Here is a 17,183-nt window from a genome sequence, read left to right as displayed (position 1 = left end):
CAGATTCGAGGAATTACCATGCGCCAGGCGGAAGTCGTTCGCGACACTAGCGAAACGCAGATCCGTATCAAGATCAATCTGGATGGCACCGGCAAGCAGAAGCTCGCCACCGGTGTGCCGTTCCTTGACCACATGCTCGACCAGATCGCGCGGCATGGATTGATCGATCTCGACATCGAGGCGCATGGCGATACGCATATCGACGACCACCATACGGTCGAAGACGTCGGCATCACGCTGGGGCAGGCAGTCGCGAAGGCGGTCGGCGACAAGAAGGGCATTCGTCGCTACGGTCATTCTTACGTGCCGCTCGACGAAGCGCTGTCGCGTGTCGTGATCGATTTTTCCGGCCGGCCGGGTCTCGAATTCCATGTGCCGTTTACGCGTGCGCGCATCGGTACGTTCGACGTCGATCTGTCCATCGAATTCTTCCGTGGCTTTGTGAACCATGCTGGCGTGACGCTCCATATCGACAACCTGCGCGGCCTGAACGCCCATCACCAGATGGAGACGGTGTTCAAGGCGTTCGGACGAGCCCTGCGCATGGCGGTGGAACTGGATGACCGCGCGGCGGGGCAGATTCCGTCGACCAAGGGCAGCCTGTAAGCATCCCAGATCTGTTGCCGCTGCGCGTGCGACTCCTTTCAGAGCGTAAAACCTGAGGCGGCCAGGCGTTTCCTGGCGCAGACTAAGCGGACCGGGCTTGCGCTTTGCGACGGGTATCCTCAAGTCGTTCACCTCGTCCGTTAAGCGAGGCGTTACTGTCTAACTTGAAATGAAAACTTCGATTGCGATTGTGGATTACGGAATGGGCAACCTGCGTTCGGTCGCCCAGGCGTTGAGGAAGGCTGCGCCGGACGCGGACGTGGCGATCGTCGACCGGCCGGAAGCGATCCGCGCGGCTGACCGTGTCGTGCTTCCCGGTCAGGGCGCAATGCCGGATTGCATGCGCTGTCTCGGCGAATCGGGTCTGCAGGAAGCGGTGATTGAAGCGTCGCGCAGCAAGCCGTTGATGGGCGTGTGCGTGGGCGAGCAGATGCTGTTTGACTGGAGCGCCGAGGGCGATACCCGTGGCCTCGGCCTGCTACCCGGCAAGGTGCTGCGCTTCGATCTGGAAGGCCAGTTGCAGGACGACGGTTCACGCTTCAAGGTGCCGCAGATGGGCTGGAACCGGGTCAGGCAGGCCGTGCCGCATCCGCTGTGGGACGGGGTTGCGGATAACAGCTTCTTCTACTTCGTGCACAGCTACTACGTAGCGCCGGACAACGCGGCCCATACCTCGGGCGAAACCGTGTACGGCGTGCCCTTCACCTCGGCAGTGGCGCGGGACAATATCTTCGCGACGCAATTTCACCCGGAGAAGAGTGCCGAAGCGGGACTGCGTGTGTATCGAAACTTCGTGCACTGGAACCCGTGAGCGCCTACCGTCTAATAGCCGGTTTTGCCGGGTGCGGTTTGTCCCATGCCGGCCCGGCGTTCGAAACCGCGTTCCCGAGCCCGATACACATGCGCCGGGGTACTGAAAGAGTTGTACTAAACTAGCGAAACGGTACCGGAGCGGGCTTATCCCGCCTGCCCGGCGCCGGCCGACTTTAAACCTTCTTCCCTGACAACACCCGATTGCTATGCTGCTGATTCCCGCCATCGACCTGAAAGATGGTCAGTGTGTACGCCTTAAACAGGGCGACATGGACCAGGCGACGATTTTTTCCGAGGAACCGGCGGCTATGGCCCGACATTGGGTCGACCGCGGCGCCCGGCGCCTGCATCTCGTCGACCTCAACGGAGCGTTCGCCGGTAAGCCGAAGAACGAAGACGCGATCCGCGCGATCATCGAGGAAGTCGGTGGTGAGATTCCCGTCCAGCTGGGCGGCGGGATCCGCGACCTGAACACGATCGAGCGCTATCTGGACGACGGTCTCTCTTATGTGATCATCGGCACGGCGGCGGTGAAGAATCCCGGCTTCCTGCAGGATGCCTGCACGGCGTTCGGCGGCCATATCATCGTGGGTCTTGACGCGAAAGACGGCAAGGTCGCTACCGACGGCTGGAGCAAGCTGACCGGTCACGAAGTCGCCGATCTCGCGCGCAAGTTCGAGGACTACGGCTGCGAGTCGATCATCTATACCGATATCGGCCGGGACGGCATGCTCCAGGGCATCAACATCGACGCGACGGTGCGTCTGGCGCGCGCGGTGAAGATTCCGGTGATCGCGAGCGGCGGCCTGTCGAATCTCGCCGACATCGAAGCGCTGTGCGAAGTCGAAGTCGAAGGCATCGAAGGCGTGATCTGCGGACGCGCCATCTATTCGGGCGACCTCGATTTCACGGCGGCACAGACCCTCGCCGACAAGCTGCGCGAGTCGGACGACGCCTAAGCGGCGGCCCGCGAGTCTGCTAGCGCTGGGTTAGTGGGCCCTGCGCGGCAACGCGCGCCGGCATTGCGCCGCTCGCCTCGGAGCGGCCTCATCAGCGGTATTGGCAAGAATTTGCACGATCATGGCTCTAGCTAAACGCATCATCCCCTGTCTGGACGTCACGGCTGGCCGCGTGGTCAAGGGCGTCAACTTCGTCGAACTGCGCGATGCGGGTGACCCGGTCGAAATTGCCCGTCGCTACGACGAGCAGGGCGCCGACGAACTCACCTTCCTCGACATCACCGCCACTTCGGACCAGCGCGACCTGATCCTGCCGATCATCGAAGCGGTCGCCTCGCAGGTGTTCATTCCGCTGACGGTCGGCGGCGGCGTGCGCGCCGTCGAAGACGTGCGGCGCCTGCTCAACGCGGGCGCGGACAAGATCAGCATGAACTCGTCGGCGGTGGCGAATCCGCAGCTGGTGCGCGATGCGACCGACAAATACGGCTCGCAATGCATCGTGGTGGCGATCGACGCCAAGCGCGTCTCCGCCGAAGGCGAAGCGCCGCGCTGGGAAGTCTTCACGCACGGTGGACGCAAGGCGACCGGGCTGGAAGCGGTTGAATGGGCGCGCAAGATGGCCGAACTTGGCGCCGGCGAAATCCTGCTCACCAGCATGGACCGTGACGGCACCAAGAGCGGCTTCGATCTGGCGCTCACGCGTGCCGTGTCGGACGCCGTGCCGATTCCGGTGATTGCCTCGGGCGGCGTCGGCTCGCTGCAGCATCTGGCCGACGGCATCAAGGACGGTCACGCGGACGCCGTGCTGGCCGCCAGCATCTTCCACTACGGCGAACACACGGTCGGCGAAGCCAAGCGCTTCATGGCCGGTCAGGGCATTTCGGTGAGGTTGTGACGTGGTGAATCCTACGGCTGTGGATTGGCTCGACAAGGTGAAGTGGGACGCGAACGGCCTCGTGCCGGTGATCGCCCAGGAAGCCTCGAGCAACGACGTGCTGATGTTTGCATGGATGAACCGCGAGGCGCTCGCCAAGACGGTCGAGACCGGTCGCGCGGTGTACTTCTCGCGCTCGCGCCAGCGCCTGTGGTTCAAGGGCGAAGAGTCCGGTCACGTGCAGCATGTGCACGAAGTGCGGCTCGATTGCGATGAAGACGTCGTGCTGCTGAAGGTAGAACAGGTGTCCGGCATTGCCTGCCACACCGGCCGCCACTCGTGCTTTTTCCAGAAATTCGAAGGGACGGTCGACGACGGCGATTGGGTCGCGGTTGAACCCGTCCTGAAAGACCCCGAACACATCTACAAATGACGCAAAACTCGCAATCGACGAACGATACACTGCTGCGCCTCGCGGCGGTCATCGACAGCCGCAAGGGCGGCGATCCGGACGTCTCGTATGTGTCGCGCCTGTTTCACAAGGGCGACGACGCGGTTTTGAAGAAGATCGGCGAAGAAGCGACCGAGGTCGTGCTTGCCGCCAAGGACGTGCGCCAGGGGGGCGCGCCGACCGCGCTGGTCGGCGAAGTGGCCGACCTGTGGTTCCATTGTCTGGTGATGCTGTCGCATTTCGATCTGAGCCCGGCGGATGTGCTCGCCGAACTCGAGCGCCGCGAAGGCATGTCGGGCATCGAAGAGAAAGCGTTGCGCAAGAGCCGCGACCGCGAGCAGAACGGCGACTGAAAGGCCGCCGGACGCCAACCTCACGTCAACTGAACGTCAACCCGGTAACAGGAAGGAGGACGCAAGCATGGAACAGTCGCAAGGCGGATATCCGCCGCCCACGTACCGCAATGCCCTCGAATCCGAACGCGAGCGCAGCGCCCGCACGCTGACGCACGTGCTCTATGCGCTGTATGCGGTCTACTGGCTGACCGGCGGCATCTCGGTGCTGATCGCCATCATCATCAATTACGTCAAGCGGCCCGACGCGATCGGCACGCCCTACGAAGCGCACTTTCAGTGGCAAATGCGCACCTTCTGGTGGTGCATGCTCGGCTATCTGATCGGTGGCCTGCTGTTTTTCGTCGTGATCGGAATTCCTATCCTGTGGGCTGTCGGGATCTGGATGTTGTACCGTATCATCAAGGGCTGGCTGTATCTGTACGATAACAAGCCGCTAGTGAATCCGCGGGCGTGGTTCTGACCTTCGGTCCGGCCGCCCCGTCTGTTTGCGCCTCAGGACATCCATGAGCCACGATTCAAACTGCCTTTTCTGCAAGATCGCCGCGGGCGAGATTCCGTCCACCAAAGTCCACGAGGACGAAGAATTCGTCGCTTTTCGCGACATTCGCCCCGCCGCCGAGACCCACGTGCTGGTGATTCCGCGCAAGCACATCGAAACGCTCTCGAACTGCACCGAAAGCGATGCACCGCTGCTTGGTAGAATGCTTATATTGGTGGCGCGTCTGGCGCAGCAGCTCGGCGTGGCCTATACGGGCGGCGAAACCGGCTTTCGCACGGTAATCAATACCGGGCCGGGCGGCGGGCAGGAGGTGTACCACCTGCACGCGCATATCCTCGCGGGGCCGCGTCCCTGGCAACGCATGGGGTGAGGTAAGCGCCGCAGCCATTGCTCCATGAACGTGGCCATCCGGCCGGGTTCCGCTGGCGCCCTGGCTGGTGCATCATGTCGCACGATTGGGCGAACGTTTTCTGCTGCAATGTAATGAGGGCGTCGTGATTCGCCGTAGACAATCATGCCCAGTGCCGCTGGGGGAATCTGAAGCAGCGGCGGCAACGTATAGATGAGGCGTACGCGTCTCGATTCGGGCCGTAAGGCGCACAGGGCCGCCGCGCGCAAACGCGATGCCGGCGAAGTCGGGGTTAAGGAGAGAAGTCATGGGTTCGTTTAGTATTTGGCACTGGCTGATTGTTCTGCTGATCGTTGCACTGGTGTTCGGCACGAAGAAGCTGCGCAATATCGGCACCGATCTGGGTGGCGCTGTGAAGGGCTTCAAGGAAGGCATGAAAGAAGCGGAGACACCGGGCGACCCGGCGCAGCGCGAATTGCCGCGCGAAACGGTCGACGTCGACGCAAAAGAAAAGACGCCGCGTTCGAGCGATTACCGCTAAGCCGCGGCCCAATCGCGCACTGACGGGAACCACCCTCCATGCTGGACCTCGGTCTAACCAAGATGGCGCTGATCGGCGTCGTCGCACTGGTCGTACTCGGGCCGGAGCGGCTGCCGCGCGTCGCCCGCACCGCGGGGGCGCTGTTCGGCCGCGCACAACGTTATATCAATGACGTGAAGGCCGAAGTCAAGCGTGAAATCGAACTCGACGAATTACGGCGCATGAAGACCGAGTTCGAGACCGCGGCGAGCAATGTGGAAACCAAGGTTCACGACACGATGCGCAAGCACGAATCCGAACTGAACGACGCGTGGGGTTCAGGCTCATCGGTGAGCCCAAGCATTGCCGGCGGCTCGCTCGAAAGCGCGGCGGGTAATTCGTCCGTCTCCACCTCCTGGCATAGCACGCCGGCCGCAGCGCCAAAGCGCAAGAACTGGCGCGTCAAGCAGACGGCAATGCCCACCTGGTACAAGCGCGCCACCACCCGCCGCACGCGCGTGCAGTCGGGCGCGGCGCGCGTGGCGCGTCACACACCGGTGAGCCTGCGCCGCCCGACGCGTTTCTTCTGATGACTCTGGCGATAATCTCCTACCGAGGGCCGGCGTGAGCGACCCCCAGCTAAATCAAACCGAAGGCACTGAAGAGACCTTCATTTCTCACCTCGTTGAACTGCGCGATCGCATCATCCGCGCCGGCATTGCCGTCATCGTGGTATTTATTGGGCTTGTCTACTGGGCGCCGGACATCTTCAGGCTGCTCGCACGGCCTTTGATGGTGAATTTGCCGAAGGACGGCAAACTGATCGTCACCGACGTCACGGGCTCCTTCTTCGTGCCGATGAAGGTGACCATGATGGTTGCACTCGTCATTGCGCTGCCGGTCGTGCTATATCAGATCTGGGCGTTCGTGGCGCCGGGGCTCTATCAGCATGAAAAGAAACTGGTCGTGCCGCTGGTGGGCAGCAGCTACATCCTGTTTCTGTGCGGCATGGCGTTCGCGTACTTCGTGGTGTTTCCGACCATCTTCCGCGTGATGGCGCACTATAACGCGCCGCTCGGTGCGGCAATGAACACGGACATCGACAACTATCTGAGTTTCGTGTTGACCATGTTCATTGCATTCGGGGTGACCTTCGAGGTTCCGATCGTCGTGGTGCTGCTGGTCCGAATGGGCCTTCTGACGGTCAAGAAGCTGCGTCAGATCCGTCCGTATGTGATCGTCGGGGCGTTCATCGTCTCCGCCGTCGTCACGCCGCCTGACGTGTTCTCGCAGCTTATTCTCGCGTTGCCTTTGATCATCCTGTACGAGGTGGGCATCATCGCGGCGCGGCTGATTGTCGGCAAGCAGGTCGAGGTGCCCGACGAAGAGGGGCAGGCGTCGGGCTGAACGTGTCAGAGTGAGCGTTCTGGACGGCTTCCAATGCGGCGCCAGCATGTCGCGCAGCCGCAGCCGCAGCCGCAGCCGCAGCCGCAGCCGCAGCAGATGACGACAGTTTGCAGATGCAAAGAGGGCAGCCGCTAATCGGACTGCCTTCTTTGTTTTGCGCAGGGCCAATGATGGCCCTGCGCTTTCCTTTCGCTCAACCGCCGTCGTCGTTCTGATCGTCGCCGTCGTCGACGGGCTGCTTGGGCGGCGGAGGCCGCTTGCCGATCATCACATCGACATCCATTTCGTGGTTCTTGCGCACCAGATGGATCTTCGCGTTCGACCCCGGCTTGATCTGCGCGATCAGGTTCAGCAGACGGGTCGTGTCGGTGATGTCCTGGCCGTCCACGCTCACCAGAATGTCGCCCGGCTTGATGCCGGCGCGGTCCGCCGGCCCGTTCTTCAGCACGCCGGCCACAATCGCCCCGGACTTCTGCTCGAGCCCGAACGATTCAGCAATCTCGGGCGTCACGTCCTGCGGCTCCACGCCGATCCAGCCCCGCGTGACCGAGCCAGTCGTGATGATGCTCTCCAGCACGCTGCGCGCGGTCGACACGGGAATCGCAAAGCCGATCCCCAGCGAGCCGCCCGAGCGCGAGTAAATCGCCGTATTGATGCCCAGCAGATTGCCGTTGACGTCCACCAGTGCGCCGCCAGAGTTGCCGGGGTTGATCGCCGCATCGGTCTGGATGAAGTTTTCGAAGGTATTGATGCCGAGGTGATTGCGGCCAAGGGCGCTGACAATCCCCATGGTCACCGTCTGACCCACGCCAAACGGATTGCCGATGGCCAGCACCACATCGCCCACGCGTGTTTGGTCCATGCGGCCGAGCGTGATGGTGGGCAGGTTGGTCAGGCTCACCTTGAGCACCGCCAGGTCCGTCTCCGGATCGACGCCGATCACCTTGGCGGTGGTCGTGCGGCCGTCGGCGAGCGCGATTTCGATCTGATCCGCACCGTCGACGACGTGCTGGTTCGTTAGAATGTAACCTTCCGAACTCACTATGACACCCGAGCCGAGATTGGCTGCGGGCTGTTCCTGCTGCTTGCCGTTGTTCTTGTTGCCGAAGAAATAGCGAAACAGCGGATCTTTCGCCCGGGGATCGGGCGGCAAAGACCCGTCCTTGCTGGAGAACACGTTGACGACCGCGGGGGATGCCTTCTGCGCGGCGTCGGCATAAGAAGCTTGCGCGGGACCGCTGCTACCGATGCCAGGCGCCACTTCCCGCAGTGCGACGATCGGCTCGGAAAGTTGCTTGCCGAATTGCCCTTGTCGCTGCAGCCATTGCGGTTTGAGGGTGGCGATGATGAACATCAACGCCAACAGCACGGTCACCGCTTGGGCAAAGAACAGCCAAAAGCGTCTAAGCATCTGAAGATTAGAGGATTATATGGATCGGATCGAACTTGAATTGTATCTGAACAAAGTCCTTGAAACCGCGCGCTTCAAGGACTACTGCCCGAATGGTCTGCAGGTGGAAGGGCGTCGCCGGGTCAACAGGATCGCGACCGGCGTGACCGCTTCGCTGGCCTTTCTGGAAGCGGCGCTCGACTGGGGCGCGGACGCTGTGCTCGTCCATCACGGCTACTTCTGGCGCAATGAGCCGCCGCAGATCACCGGCCGCAAATATGGACGCCTGAAGCTGCTGCTGGCCAATGACCTGAACCTGTTCGCTTACCATCTGCCGCTCGACGATCATCCCGAGTTCGGCAACAACGCGCAGCTCGGTGCGAAGATGGGCTGGATCGGCGAGTCGCGCTTCGGCGAGAACGACCTCGGCTGGATGACCACGCTGCCTATGCCGGTCACGCTCGCGCACTTTACCGCGGAGGTCGAGGAGACGCTCGGCCGCACACCGCTCGTGTTCGGCGACCCGGACGTCGAACTGCGGCGCGTCGCCTGGTGTACCGGAGCGGCGCAAGGCTACTTCGACGCCGCGATCGAGGCCGGCGCCGACGTCTATCTGACCGGTGAAGTCTCCGAACCCTGTATGCATACCGCGGCGGAAAGCGGTGTGGCTTTTCTGGCGGCGGGCCATCATGCCACCGAACGTTTCGGCGTTCAGGCACTTGGTTCGCATCTGGCGGAATCCTTCGATATCGAACACCTGTTTATCGATATCCCTAATCCAGTCTGATTACTGAACTAAAAAGCACGAAATACACAGGGTCCACTTAAAACGGGCAACAAAAAAGTTTGTTATTAGTCCGGGGAAACCCTTGGATATCAAAGACTTCGCACGGTTTTTGGCATTCGGGCCTTGTAAATGGCGACTCCATTCGAGCAAACTAGCGTCGGTAGAAGAGACGTGAAGGAAAAATCCAACTCAGAAGTGGGGCGTGTGATGCGAGACAAAGAAGATGAGCTCGTCGATGGCGGCCGGCGTACCTGGCTGATAGCGACGACCGTAGCAGGTGGCATAGGAGGTGTTGCCACTGTTGTACCCTTTGTTGGTTCGTTTGCACCATCTGAAAAAGCCAAGGCCGCCGGCGCGCCGGTCGAGGCCGACATTAGCAATCTGAAGCCCGGCGAGATGATGACCGTCGCCTGGCGCGGCAAGCCCGTCTGGATCCTGAACCGCACCGACCGGATGCTCGCCGACGTCCAGAAAGCCGATAACGAAGTCGCCGATCCCCATACCGAACATCCCTTCTCGATGCCGTTGCCGGAGTACTGCAACAACGAATTCCGTTCGCGGCCCGATCACAAGAACCTGTTAGTGACGGTCGCCGTGTGCACCCACCTGGGCTGCACGCCGACGCCACGTTTCCAGGAAGGCGCACAGCCGAATCTTCCTGACGACTGGCCGGGCGGCTTCCTGTGCCCTTGCCACGGCTCGACCTATGACCTGGCCGGCCGCGTCTTCAAGAACAAACCTGCACCGCAGAACCTGGACATCCCGCCCTACATGTTCACGTCGGCTACCCAGCTCGTGATCGGCAAGGACGAGAAAGGAGAAGCGTAAATGGCGATCGATCACGAAGTGGAGACGACCGGGCTGGTCGGCTGGATCGACCGCCGCTTTCCGATGACGGCGACGTGGAAGAAACACGTCTCCGAGTACTACGCGCCGAAGAATTTCAACTTCTGGTATTTCTTCGGCTCACTGGCGCTGCTGGTGCTGGTCAATCAGATCGTCACCGGCATTTTCCTCACCATGAACTACAAGCCCGACTCGACGCTCGCGTTCGCGTCGGTCGAGTACATCATGCGCGAGGTGCCGTGGGGCTGGCTGATCCGCTACATGCATTCGACGGGCGCCTCGATGTTCTTCGTCGTGGTTTATCTGCACATGTTCCGCGGGCTGATGTACGGCTCGTACCGCAAGCCGCGCGAACTCGTGTGGATCTTCGGCTGCGCGATCTTCCTGTGCCTGATGGCCGAGGCATTTTTCGGCTACCTGCTGCCGTGGGGCCAGATGTCGTTCTGGGGCGCGCAGGTGATCGTGAACCTGTTCTCGGCGATTCCGTTTATCGGGCCGGATCTGTCGTTGTGGATTCGCGGCGACTACGTCGTCTCGGACGTTACGCTGAACCGCTTCTTCGCGTTTCACGTGATCGCGATTCCGCTGGTGCTGATCGGCCTGGTGGTCGCCCACCTGGTGGCGCTGCACGAAGTGGGCTCGAACAACCCGGACGGCGTGGAGATCAAGGCGAAGAAGGACGCGAATGGCATTCCGCTCGACGGCATCCCGTTCCATCCGTACTACTCCGTGCACGACTTCATGGGCGTTACCGTGTTCCTGCTGATCTTCGCGGCGATCATTTTCTTCGCGCCGGAGATGGGCGGCTACTTCCTCGAGTCGAACAACTTCGTCCCGGCCAACCCGCTGCAGACGCCGCCTGAGATCGCGCCGGTGTGGTACTTCACGGCGTTCTATGCGATGCTGCGCGCCACCACGGATCCGTTCAAGATCGTTCTGATGATCGTGATCGCGCTGCTCGGGCTGTTCGCGCTCGTGCGGGCCCGCGGCAAATGGAAGGTGGGGCTGCCGGTGCTGGCTGTGCTGGTGATTCTGGCCATGTACTTCACCCAGTCGAAGTTCTGGGGCGTGGTGGTAATGGGCGGCGCGGTGATTTCGCTGTTCTTCCTGCCGTGGCTCGACCGCTCGCCGGTGAAGTCGATCCGCTACCGGCCGTTCTTCCATAAGGTGTTTTACGGGATCTTCGTGCTGGTGTTTCTGACGTTGGCGTTCCTCGGAACCAAACCGCCGTCGCCCGCCGCGACCCTGATCGCGCAGATCTGCGCGCTGGTCTATTTCGCGTTTTTCCTTGGCATGCCGTTCTGGACGCGGCTTGGAACCTTCAAGCAGCCACCTGAACGGGTGCGGTTCAAGCCTCACTAATCGCAGGCCAAGGAGACACGAAGATGAGAAAAATGCTTTCGAGGTTTGCGGCGATCGGGGCCGCATCGCTGACACTTGCGCTCGCGCTGCTGACGGCGCCGGCTTACGCGGACGAATTCCCGCTCGACCGCGCGCCCGATAACGCGGAGAATTTTGCTTCTTTGCAGCATGGCGCCAAATTGTTTGTAAACTACTGCCTGAATTGCCACAGCGCGAATCTGGTGCGCTACAGCGCATTGACCAGTTTGGGCATTTCACCGCAGGAAATTCAGACAAACCTGCTTTTCACCACCGATAAGATCGGTAACACGATGTCCGTGGCAATGAAGCCTGACGACGCGAAATCGTGGTTCGGCACGGCACCGCCCGATTTGTCGGTGGAGGCGCGGGCGCGGGGCCGGGACTGGCTATATACGTATCTGCGCAGTTTTTATCGCGACGATACGCGGCCAACCGGCTGGAACAATCTGGTGTATGAAAACGTGAGCATGCCCAACGTGTTGTGGCAGCTTCAAGGGCAACGCACGGCGAAGTTCGACGATGTCGTCGACGAAAGGAGCGGGGAAACAGTCCATAAATTCGTCGGCTACCAGCAGGTCACGCCGGGTACGTTATCGGCGGTAGATTATGATTCGGATGTGGCCGACCTCGTGTCGTACCTGTCCTGGATGTCCGAACCGACGCAGCAAACCCGCCACCGGCTCGGTGTGTGGGTGCTGCTGTTCCTCGGCGTCCTGAGCTTTTTCGCATGGCGATTGAACGCTGCGTACTGGAAAGATATCAAATAATCACGCCATAACTGGCGTGGGGCCAGTGCAAGGAAAAACCCGTTGGACGGTTTTTCCGCGTGCTGGCCCTTCAGCTTTTTGAGGAAACGTAAACATGATGGTTCTGTATTCCGGCACAACTTGCCCATTCTCCCAGCGCTGCCGGCTGGTGTTGTTTGAGAAAGGCATGGACTTCGAGATCCGCGACGTCGACCTGTTTAACAAACCGGAAGACATCGCTGTGATGAATCCGTATGGTCAAGTGCCGATCCTCGTCGAACGGGACCTGATTCTGTACGAATCGAACATCATCAACGAGTACATCGACGAACGCTTCCCGCATCCGCAACTGATGCCGGCCGACCCGGTGCAACGCGCCCGCGCGCGCCTGTTCCTGCTCAACTTCGAGAAGGAACTGTTCGTGCACGTCGGCACGCTCGAAAACGAGAAGGGCAAGGCTGCCGAGAAGAATCACGAGAAAGCACGTCTTGCGATCCGCGATCGACTGACGCAGCTCGCGCCGATCTTCCTGAAGAACAAGTACATGCTGGGCGAAGAATTCTCGATGCTCGACGTGGCGATCGCGCCGCTCCTGTGGCGTCTGGATCACTACGGCATCGAACTGTCGAAGAACGCCGCGCCGCTGATGAAGTACGCGGAACGGATCTTCAGCCGTCCGGCCTATATCGAAGCGCTGACGCCGTCGGAAAAGGTGATGCGTCGTTGAGTTTGGCTTGAGGGTGAGGGCGCCGCGTGCGGATCGTCATGGTGATTTAGCGCCAATGCGATCCGGGCGCGGCGCCTTGCCCAGTAAGAGGACTGTTGATGCAAGAGATTTCCACGAAGCCTTACCTGCTGCGTGCGCTATACGAGTGGTGCACGGATAACGGCTATACGCCCCACATCGCGGTACGGGTCGACAATCAGACGCGGGTGCCTCGCCAGTTCGTGCGGGACAACGAAATCGTGTTGAACATCAGTTTCGAGGCCACCAGCCAGTTACAGATGGGCAACGAGTGGGTCGAGTTCAGCGCGCGCTTTTCAGGCAAGTCGCACAAGATCGAAGTGCCGGTTGCCAATGTGCTGGCGATCTACGCGCGTGAGAATGGCCAGGGAATGGCGTTCCCGGTCGATTCGGCGGGTGGCGAGGCGACGGATTCCGGCGCTGATGCTGATGAAACGGAAGAGCTGGAGTCGCCGGGGAAAGCGGCAGATAGCAGCGCACGAGGCCCTCGGGCGGTCGAGTCCGAACCGGCACCGCAGGCGAAGGCCGAAGAGACCGACGATGACGACACGCCGCGTCCCGATGACGATGGATCGAAGGGCGGCGGTCGCGGTCACCTGAAGGTCGTCAAGTGAAGTGAAATGAATTACCGCCGTGGGCGTATCCAGCAAGCCGGTCATGCTGGATACGCCCACAGCTTCCTCAGGCCAGTTCTCGGCCACCCGTTTCTTCGAGCATCGAAACGGCGACAAGCGAAACGATCACGCAAGCAATCATGTACCAGGCTGGGGCAAGCGTATTGCCCGTTGCCTTGATCAGCCACGCCACCACCAGCTGGGCCGTCCCGCCGAACACCGACACGGCGACCGCATAGGCGCTGGCCAGATATCCGGCGCGCACATGCTTCGGGAAGTTCTCGGGCATCAGCGCATATGCCGGCGCCGATCCCATCGTGTAGAAAATCATCAGGAGCACGATCAGGCCGAACACAACGGGCAGCGACGGAAAGTGGTTCATCAGCCAGAAGGCCGGGTACAGCAAGGCGATCAACATGACCCGGCCAATGATGGTGAGCGGCTTGCGGCGCTGCATCTTGTCGGAGAGCAAGCCCCACAGCGGGCACAAGGTCAGCGAAGAACAAGCCGCGCCGATCGACACCAGCATGGAAAGCTTCGGCGGCAGTCCGAGATACTGGATCGAGTAGGTGGGGACGTAGTACATCAGGACGTAGGTCGCGACGGTCATGCCCATGATCGCGAACACGGTCAGAAACCATTTGCGCACGAGTCCCGGTTCGATGCTCGCGCCTTTTGCCTTGGCGGCCGAAGGCGGCTCTTCGACGATATGCCGGCGCAGATAAACGCCCACCGGCATGATCAGGACGCCGAGCAAAAACGGCACGCGCCATCCCCAGTCGAGCAGTTGGGTGCTGCTGAGTTGGTAGTTGAGCAACGCGGCCATGCCGGAGCCGAGCAGCGCGGCCGCGCCCTGGCTAGCCAGTTGCCAGCTTGCCCGGAAGCCGCGGCCCTTGGCTGAACCGGTCTCCAGCAAGGTCGCCGTCGCGGCGCCGAACTCACCGCCCTGCGCGAAGCCCTGCAACAGCCGGGCGAACACGATCAACGCGGGGGCGGCGAGACCGATCGTCGCGTAGCCGGGTGCGAGGCCGATCATCGCGGACCCCACCGCCATCAGGAAGATGGTCAACGTGAGCGCGGCGCGGCGTCCGTGTTTGTCTGCGTAGTGCCCGAGCACGAAGCCGCCCACCGGCCGCGCGACAAAGCCGATCGCGAAGGCCGACAGCGCAAGCAACGTCGAGACGACCGGATCGTGTGCGGGGAAAAAGAGCTTGGCGATCGTTAGCGCAAAGAAGCTGTAGACGGTGAAGTCGAAAAATTCGAGCAGATTGCCGATGACCGCAGCCACGACGATCTTGCCTTGCGACACAGGTGTGGAAATGGGTGGCACGGCGGACGTCCCGACGGGTTTGGCTGACATGGTGATTTACCTGCGCTCAGGGTTTGTGCACGGCCGCGGTTCCGGCCAGGAATCGCTCGACGAGCCGCGTCCAGTAAGCCGCGCCCACCGTGAGGTTGTCGTCGTTGAAGTCGTATGAGGCGTTGTGCAGCATCGGCGCGCCTTCCCCGTTGCCCAGGCGCAGGAAACAGCCCGGCTTTTCCTGCAGGTAGTAGGCGAAGTCCTCACTGCCCGCTATAGGGCCGAAACCGTCGACCACGCGTGCCTCGCCCACCAGTTCGCGCGCGACCTGCAGGGCAAGCTCGGTCTCCGGTGCGCTATTGACGACGACCGGGTAGCCCGGCACGTAGTCGACTTCGATACGGGCGCCGTAAGCGTCTGCATGCGCTTGCGCGAGCGCGCGGATGCGCGTCTCGAGCAGCTTGCGGACCTCGGCGTCGAACGAGCGCACGCTGATCTGCAGACGCGCTGTTTCGGGGATCACGTTCGCCGCGTGCCCTGCATTGAAGGCACCGACCGTGACCACGGCGGCCTGCATCGGATCGACGCTGCGTGACACGACAGTCTGCAGCGCGAACACGAGTGCAGCGCCAATCACGACCGGGTCGACCGCCAACTGAGGCCGCGCTGCATGGCCGCCGCGCCCGTGAATCACCATCTCGACCGTGTCGCACGCCGCCATGAACGGACCGCTGCGGAACATGAAGGTCCCGGTCGGATAACCAGGATGATTGTGCAAGCCGAAGATCGCGTCGCACGGAAAGCGCTCGAACAGGCCGTCTTCGATCATGCGTTTGGCGCCGCTGTCCGCGCCGATTTCTTCGGCGGGTTGAAACACCAGATGCACCGTGCCGTCGAAGCGGCGCGTGCGGGCCAGATGACGGGCTGCGCCGAGCAGCATCGTCGTATGGCCATCGTGGCCGCATGCGTGCATCCGGCCTGGCTCGCTGCTGGCGTAGGGCAGGCCGGTCTCCTCGTTGATCGGCAGAGCGTCCATGTCGGCGCGTACGGCGACCGCGCGCGAACCCGTACCGGCCTTGAGCGTCGCCACCATGCCCGTGCCGCCGAGACCGCGCGTGACGGCATAGCCCCAGCTTTCCAGGCTCTGTGCAACGAAGTCCGAAGTCTTGAACTCCTGATAGGCCAGTTCCGGGTGGCGATGAAGATGGTGGCGGATACCGCTCAGTTCTTCGCGCAGATCGTGGGTGTCGTCGAGGGAACAGAAAGTCGCAATGTCTGCCATGGCTTTTAGCTTGCCCGTTAGTGAGGGATGAAAGCAGTATTTCGCCGCAAAAAGGCCCGATCAATGACGTTTTACGGTCGATAATGTTGACTTCAATGTCAACGGATGAAGCCATGTCGAGCGACACCGAAACGCTGCCGGATACCGTGCTCAGCACTCGCAGTCTGCGCTATCTCCACGAAATCGAGGTGCACGGCGGCGTGCGGGCGGCCGCGGACGCTTTGTCCATCAACGGTTCGGTTATCAGCCGCCAGGTGGCGCAGCTTGAGCGTGTGCATGGGGTGGCGTTGCTCGAACGGCGCGGCCGGCGCGTGACGCTCACGGAGATTGGCCACAGCCTGGTCGAGCATTTCCGCGAAAGCGCGCGGCGCGATGCCGAGATGCTGGCGCAACTGGAGGACTACCGGGGTTTGCGGCGGGGACGGCTCGAGATCGGCATTGGCGAGGGTTTCGTGGAGAAGCTGCTTGCCACAGTGCTCGAGGCATTCAGCCTGCAGTTCCCGGACATCGTGGTGGACCTGCGTGCCGGGTCCACCTCGGAAATCATCGCGATGGTTCGTAATGACGAGGTCGATCTTGGTCTATGCGCGGGCGGCGGCAGCGATCCGGCCATTCGGGCGCGAACTTTCCGCGCTGCGCCGTTGTGCGCGCTCGTCAGTCCGCAGCACGCGCTGGCGGGCGAGCGGCGAATCCGCATCGAACAACTGGCCGGTCAGCGGCTGATCTTCATGCAGGCGCGCTTTGGCGTTCAGCAGTATCTCGACTCCCTGATCCGCGCGGAGCGGCTGAATCTGACGCCGGCTTATCGCTGCGACCTGTTTTCGGCGGCGCAGGCAATCGCTGCGGCGGGGCTGGGCGTGGCGTTTATGTCGACGGATGCGGCGCGGCAGTACCTGGACGCCGGGAAACTCGTCGCGCTTGAGATCGATCATCCGATCGCGCGCGAGTTTGGCAGTCAGGCGATACGGCGGGTGGGGCGGCGGCTGTCTCCCGCTGCCGAATTTCTCTGGGCGCAGCTTGTCAAGGCGATGCAGCGGCACGGGGCGGCCGCGGGAGCGAAGGCTGGCTGACGCAGCCGGTTTTGAGACGAACTGCCCACGCGCCATTTCGGCCGCAAAAGCCAAAACAAAACGGGCTACGCAAACATCGCGTAGCCCGTCGTCTTATCTGGTGCCCCCTGTCTGATTCGAACAGACCACCTCATGATTACAAGTCAAGTGCTCTACCAAATGAGCTAAGGGGGCGAAAGCAGCGCG

General features: G+C 61.7%; 21 protein-coding genes and 1 tRNA gene. 18 read left to right on the top strand and 4 right to left on the bottom strand.

Annotated features, from left to right (window positions below):
- Positions 1 to 18: 18 nt before the first annotated feature.
- The 11 genes from hisB (at position 19) to tatC (ending at position 6,834) form a co-directional block, all read left to right on the top strand.
- Positions 19 to 606 (top strand): imidazoleglycerol-phosphate dehydratase HisB, encoded by a 588-nt coding sequence (gene hisB / locus P3T20_RS35385; protein WP_074262644.1) that lies wholly within the window; start codon positions 19 to 21, stop codon positions 604 to 606.
- Between the two features lie 169 nt (positions 607 to 775).
- The gene (hisH, locus tag P3T20_RS35380; protein WP_074262643.1) at positions 776 to 1,417 is read left to right on the top strand and encodes an imidazole glycerol phosphate synthase subunit HisH; all 642 of its coding nucleotides are present in this window, start codon (positions 776 to 778) and stop codon (positions 1,415 to 1,417) included.
- Between the two features lie 208 nt (positions 1,418 to 1,625).
- On the top strand, positions 1,626 to 2,378 hold the full coding sequence (hisA, locus tag P3T20_RS35375; protein ID WP_074262642.1) for a 1-(5-phosphoribosyl)-5-[(5-phosphoribosylamino)methylideneamino]imidazole-4-carboxamide isomerase: 753 nt from the start codon (positions 1,626 to 1,628) through the stop codon (positions 2,376 to 2,378).
- Between the two features lie 121 nt (positions 2,379 to 2,499).
- Positions 2,500 to 3,273, top strand: coding sequence for an imidazole glycerol phosphate synthase subunit HisF (gene hisF / locus P3T20_RS35370; RefSeq protein WP_074262641.1), 774 nt, complete (start codon positions 2,500 to 2,502; stop codon positions 3,271 to 3,273).
- A 1-nt stretch (position 3,274) separates the two neighbouring features.
- Positions 3,275 to 3,685, top strand: coding sequence for a phosphoribosyl-AMP cyclohydrolase (gene hisI, locus P3T20_RS35365; protein WP_171991746.1), 411 nt, complete (start codon positions 3,275 to 3,277; stop codon positions 3,683 to 3,685).
- The gene (locus P3T20_RS35360) at positions 3,682 to 4,056 is read left to right on the top strand and encodes a phosphoribosyl-ATP diphosphatase (RefSeq protein WP_074262640.1); all 375 of its coding nucleotides are present in this window, start codon (positions 3,682 to 3,684) and stop codon (positions 4,054 to 4,056) included. Before hisI ends, P3T20_RS35360 begins: the two co-directional genes overlap by 4 nt.
- A 67-nt stretch (positions 4,057 to 4,123) precedes the next feature.
- Positions 4,124 to 4,519: a DUF4870 family protein gene (locus P3T20_RS35355; protein WP_429289358.1), complete on the top strand. Its 396-nt coding sequence runs from the start codon at positions 4,124 to 4,126 to the stop codon at positions 4,517 to 4,519.
- 43 nt (positions 4,520 to 4,562) lie between these two features.
- Positions 4,563 to 4,928: a histidine triad nucleotide-binding protein gene (locus tag P3T20_RS35350; protein ID WP_074262638.1), complete on the top strand. Its 366-nt coding sequence runs from the start codon at positions 4,563 to 4,565 to the stop codon at positions 4,926 to 4,928.
- A 286-nt stretch (positions 4,929 to 5,214) separates the two neighbouring features.
- Positions 5,215 to 5,448: a Sec-independent protein translocase subunit TatA gene (tatA, locus tag P3T20_RS35345; RefSeq protein ID WP_074262637.1), complete on the top strand. Its 234-nt coding sequence runs from the start codon at positions 5,215 to 5,217 to the stop codon at positions 5,446 to 5,448.
- A gap of 38 nt (positions 5,449 to 5,486) precedes the next feature.
- Complete coding sequence (tatB, locus tag P3T20_RS35340) at positions 5,487 to 6,017, top strand: Sec-independent protein translocase protein TatB (protein ID WP_429289357.1); 531 nt, start codon at positions 5,487 to 5,489, stop codon at positions 6,015 to 6,017.
- Between the two features lie 34 nt (positions 6,018 to 6,051).
- Entirely contained in the window at positions 6,052 to 6,834 is a 783-nt protein-coding gene (tatC, locus tag P3T20_RS35335) for a twin-arginine translocase subunit TatC (protein ID WP_074262635.1), read from the top strand.
- Positions 6,835 to 7,027: 193 nt separating this feature from the next.
- On the opposite strand, the gene P3T20_RS35330 is transcribed toward tatC, so the two are convergent.
- Entirely contained in the window at positions 7,028 to 8,245 is a 1,218-nt protein-coding gene (locus P3T20_RS35330) for a Do family serine endopeptidase (RefSeq protein WP_429289356.1), read from the bottom strand.
- 19 nt (positions 8,246 to 8,264) lie between these two features.
- Here P3T20_RS35330 and P3T20_RS35325 point away from each other — a divergent pair, with 19 nt between their 5' ends.
- From P3T20_RS35325 to P3T20_RS35300, 6 genes are all read left to right on the top strand, one after another.
- The gene (locus tag P3T20_RS35325; protein ID WP_074262633.1) at positions 8,265 to 9,011 is read left to right on the top strand and encodes a Nif3-like dinuclear metal center hexameric protein; all 747 of its coding nucleotides are present in this window, start codon (positions 8,265 to 8,267) and stop codon (positions 9,009 to 9,011) included.
- Positions 9,012 to 9,218: 207 nt separating this feature from the next.
- Positions 9,219 to 9,839 (top strand): ubiquinol-cytochrome c reductase iron-sulfur subunit, encoded by a 621-nt coding sequence (gene petA, locus P3T20_RS35320; RefSeq protein ID WP_074262632.1) that lies wholly within the window; start codon positions 9,219 to 9,221, stop codon positions 9,837 to 9,839.
- Positions 9,840 to 11,219, top strand: coding sequence for a cytochrome b (locus tag P3T20_RS35315; protein ID WP_074262631.1), 1,380 nt, complete (start codon positions 9,840 to 9,842; stop codon positions 11,217 to 11,219).
- A 23-nt stretch (positions 11,220 to 11,242) separates the two neighbouring features.
- Positions 11,243 to 12,007 carry a cytochrome c1 gene (locus P3T20_RS35310; protein ID WP_429289355.1) on the top strand — a complete coding sequence of 255 codons (765 nt, stop codon included), beginning with the start codon at positions 11,243 to 11,245 and terminating at the stop codon, positions 12,005 to 12,007.
- Positions 12,008 to 12,101: 94 nt separating this feature from the next.
- Complete coding sequence (locus P3T20_RS35305; RefSeq protein WP_006052302.1) at positions 12,102 to 12,713, top strand: glutathione S-transferase N-terminal domain-containing protein; 612 nt, start codon at positions 12,102 to 12,104, stop codon at positions 12,711 to 12,713.
- A 98-nt stretch (positions 12,714 to 12,811) separates the two neighbouring features.
- A complete protein-coding gene (locus P3T20_RS35300) occupies positions 12,812 to 13,345 on the top strand; it encodes a ClpXP protease specificity-enhancing factor (protein ID WP_429289354.1) in 534 nt (177 codons plus the stop codon).
- Positions 13,346 to 13,412: 67 nt separating this feature from the next.
- Here the strand turns inward: P3T20_RS35300 and P3T20_RS35295 are convergent, their stop codons facing one another.
- Together P3T20_RS35295 and P3T20_RS35290 are read right to left on the bottom strand one after the other, a co-directional pair.
- On the bottom strand, positions 13,413 to 14,705 hold the full coding sequence (locus P3T20_RS35295) for an MFS transporter (RefSeq protein ID WP_429289353.1): 1,293 nt from the start codon (positions 14,703 to 14,705) through the stop codon (positions 13,413 to 13,415).
- 16 nt (positions 14,706 to 14,721) lie between these two features.
- Positions 14,722 to 15,927 carry a M20 aminoacylase family protein gene (locus tag P3T20_RS35290; RefSeq protein ID WP_429289352.1) on the bottom strand — a complete coding sequence of 402 codons (1,206 nt, stop codon included), beginning with the start codon at positions 15,925 to 15,927 and terminating at the stop codon, positions 14,722 to 14,724.
- 113 nt (positions 15,928 to 16,040) lie between these two features.
- On the opposite strand from P3T20_RS35290, the gene P3T20_RS35285 reads away from it, so the two are divergent.
- Positions 16,041 to 16,997 (top strand): LysR family transcriptional regulator, encoded by a 957-nt coding sequence (locus tag P3T20_RS35285; protein WP_429289351.1) that lies wholly within the window; start codon positions 16,041 to 16,043, stop codon positions 16,995 to 16,997.
- A gap of 98 nt (positions 16,998 to 17,095) precedes the next feature.
- On the opposite strand, the gene P3T20_RS35280 is transcribed toward P3T20_RS35285, so the two are convergent.
- A tRNA-Thr gene (locus P3T20_RS35280) sits at positions 17,096 to 17,171 on the bottom strand.
- Positions 17,172 to 17,183 lie beyond the last annotated feature (12 nt).

This window comes from Paraburkholderia sp. GAS206C, assembly GCF_050435645.1.
GTDB classification, from domain to species: Bacteria; Pseudomonadota; Gammaproteobacteria; order Burkholderiales; family Burkholderiaceae; genus Paraburkholderia; species Paraburkholderia phenazinium_B.
The sequence above is the reverse complement of the archived record's forward strand: the minus strand, read 5'-3'. Positions and strand labels throughout refer to the sequence as shown.

What these genes read in the sequence shown, in the direction of transcription:
- P3T20_RS35305 (WP_006052302.1), top strand. Translation starts at nt 12,102, where the DNA reads ATGATGGTTCTGTATTCCGGCACAACTTGCCCATTCTCCCAGCGCTGC.
- hisA (WP_074262642.1), top strand. Translation starts at nt 1,626, where the DNA reads ATGCTGCTGATTCCCGCCATCGACCTGAAAGATGGTCAGTGTGTACGC.
- P3T20_RS35355 (WP_429289358.1), top strand. Translation starts at nt 4,124, where the DNA reads ATGGAACAGTCGCAAGGCGGATATCCGCCGCCCACGTACCGCAATGCC.
- P3T20_RS35290 (WP_429289352.1), bottom strand. Translation starts at nt 15,927, where the DNA reads ATGGCAGACATTGCGACTTTCTGTTCCCTCGACGACACCCACGATCTG.
- P3T20_RS35330 (WP_429289356.1), bottom strand. Translation starts at nt 8,245, where the DNA reads ATGCTTAGACGCTTTTGGCTGTTCTTTGCCCAAGCGGTGACCGTGCTG.
- P3T20_RS35360 (WP_074262640.1), top strand. Translation starts at nt 3,682, where the DNA reads ATGACGCAAAACTCGCAATCGACGAACGATACACTGCTGCGCCTCGCG.
- hisF (WP_074262641.1), top strand. Translation starts at nt 2,500, where the DNA reads ATGGCTCTAGCTAAACGCATCATCCCCTGTCTGGACGTCACGGCTGGC.
- tatA (WP_074262637.1), top strand. Translation starts at nt 5,215, where the DNA reads ATGGGTTCGTTTAGTATTTGGCACTGGCTGATTGTTCTGCTGATCGTT.
- P3T20_RS35315 (WP_074262631.1), top strand. Translation starts at nt 9,840, where the DNA reads ATGGCGATCGATCACGAAGTGGAGACGACCGGGCTGGTCGGCTGGATC.
- P3T20_RS35325 (WP_074262633.1), top strand. Translation starts at nt 8,265, where the DNA reads ATGGATCGGATCGAACTTGAATTGTATCTGAACAAAGTCCTTGAAACC.
- P3T20_RS35350 (WP_074262638.1), top strand. Translation starts at nt 4,563, where the DNA reads ATGAGCCACGATTCAAACTGCCTTTTCTGCAAGATCGCCGCGGGCGAG.
- P3T20_RS35300 (WP_429289354.1), top strand. Translation starts at nt 12,812, where the DNA reads ATGCAAGAGATTTCCACGAAGCCTTACCTGCTGCGTGCGCTATACGAG.
- P3T20_RS35285 (WP_429289351.1), top strand. Translation starts at nt 16,041, where the DNA reads ATGTCGAGCGACACCGAAACGCTGCCGGATACCGTGCTCAGCACTCGC.
- hisB (WP_074262644.1), top strand. Translation starts at nt 19, where the DNA reads ATGCGCCAGGCGGAAGTCGTTCGCGACACTAGCGAAACGCAGATCCGT.
- petA (WP_074262632.1), top strand. Translation starts at nt 9,219, where the DNA reads ATGCGAGACAAAGAAGATGAGCTCGTCGATGGCGGCCGGCGTACCTGG.
- tatB (WP_429289357.1), top strand. Translation starts at nt 5,487, where the DNA reads ATGCTGGACCTCGGTCTAACCAAGATGGCGCTGATCGGCGTCGTCGCA.
- P3T20_RS35310 (WP_429289355.1), top strand. Translation starts at nt 11,243, where the DNA reads ATGAGAAAAATGCTTTCGAGGTTTGCGGCGATCGGGGCCGCATCGCTG.
- hisH (WP_074262643.1), top strand. Translation starts at nt 776, where the DNA reads ATGAAAACTTCGATTGCGATTGTGGATTACGGAATGGGCAACCTGCGT.
- P3T20_RS35295 (WP_429289353.1), bottom strand. Translation starts at nt 14,705, where the DNA reads ATGTCAGCCAAACCCGTCGGGACGTCCGCCGTGCCACCCATTTCCACA.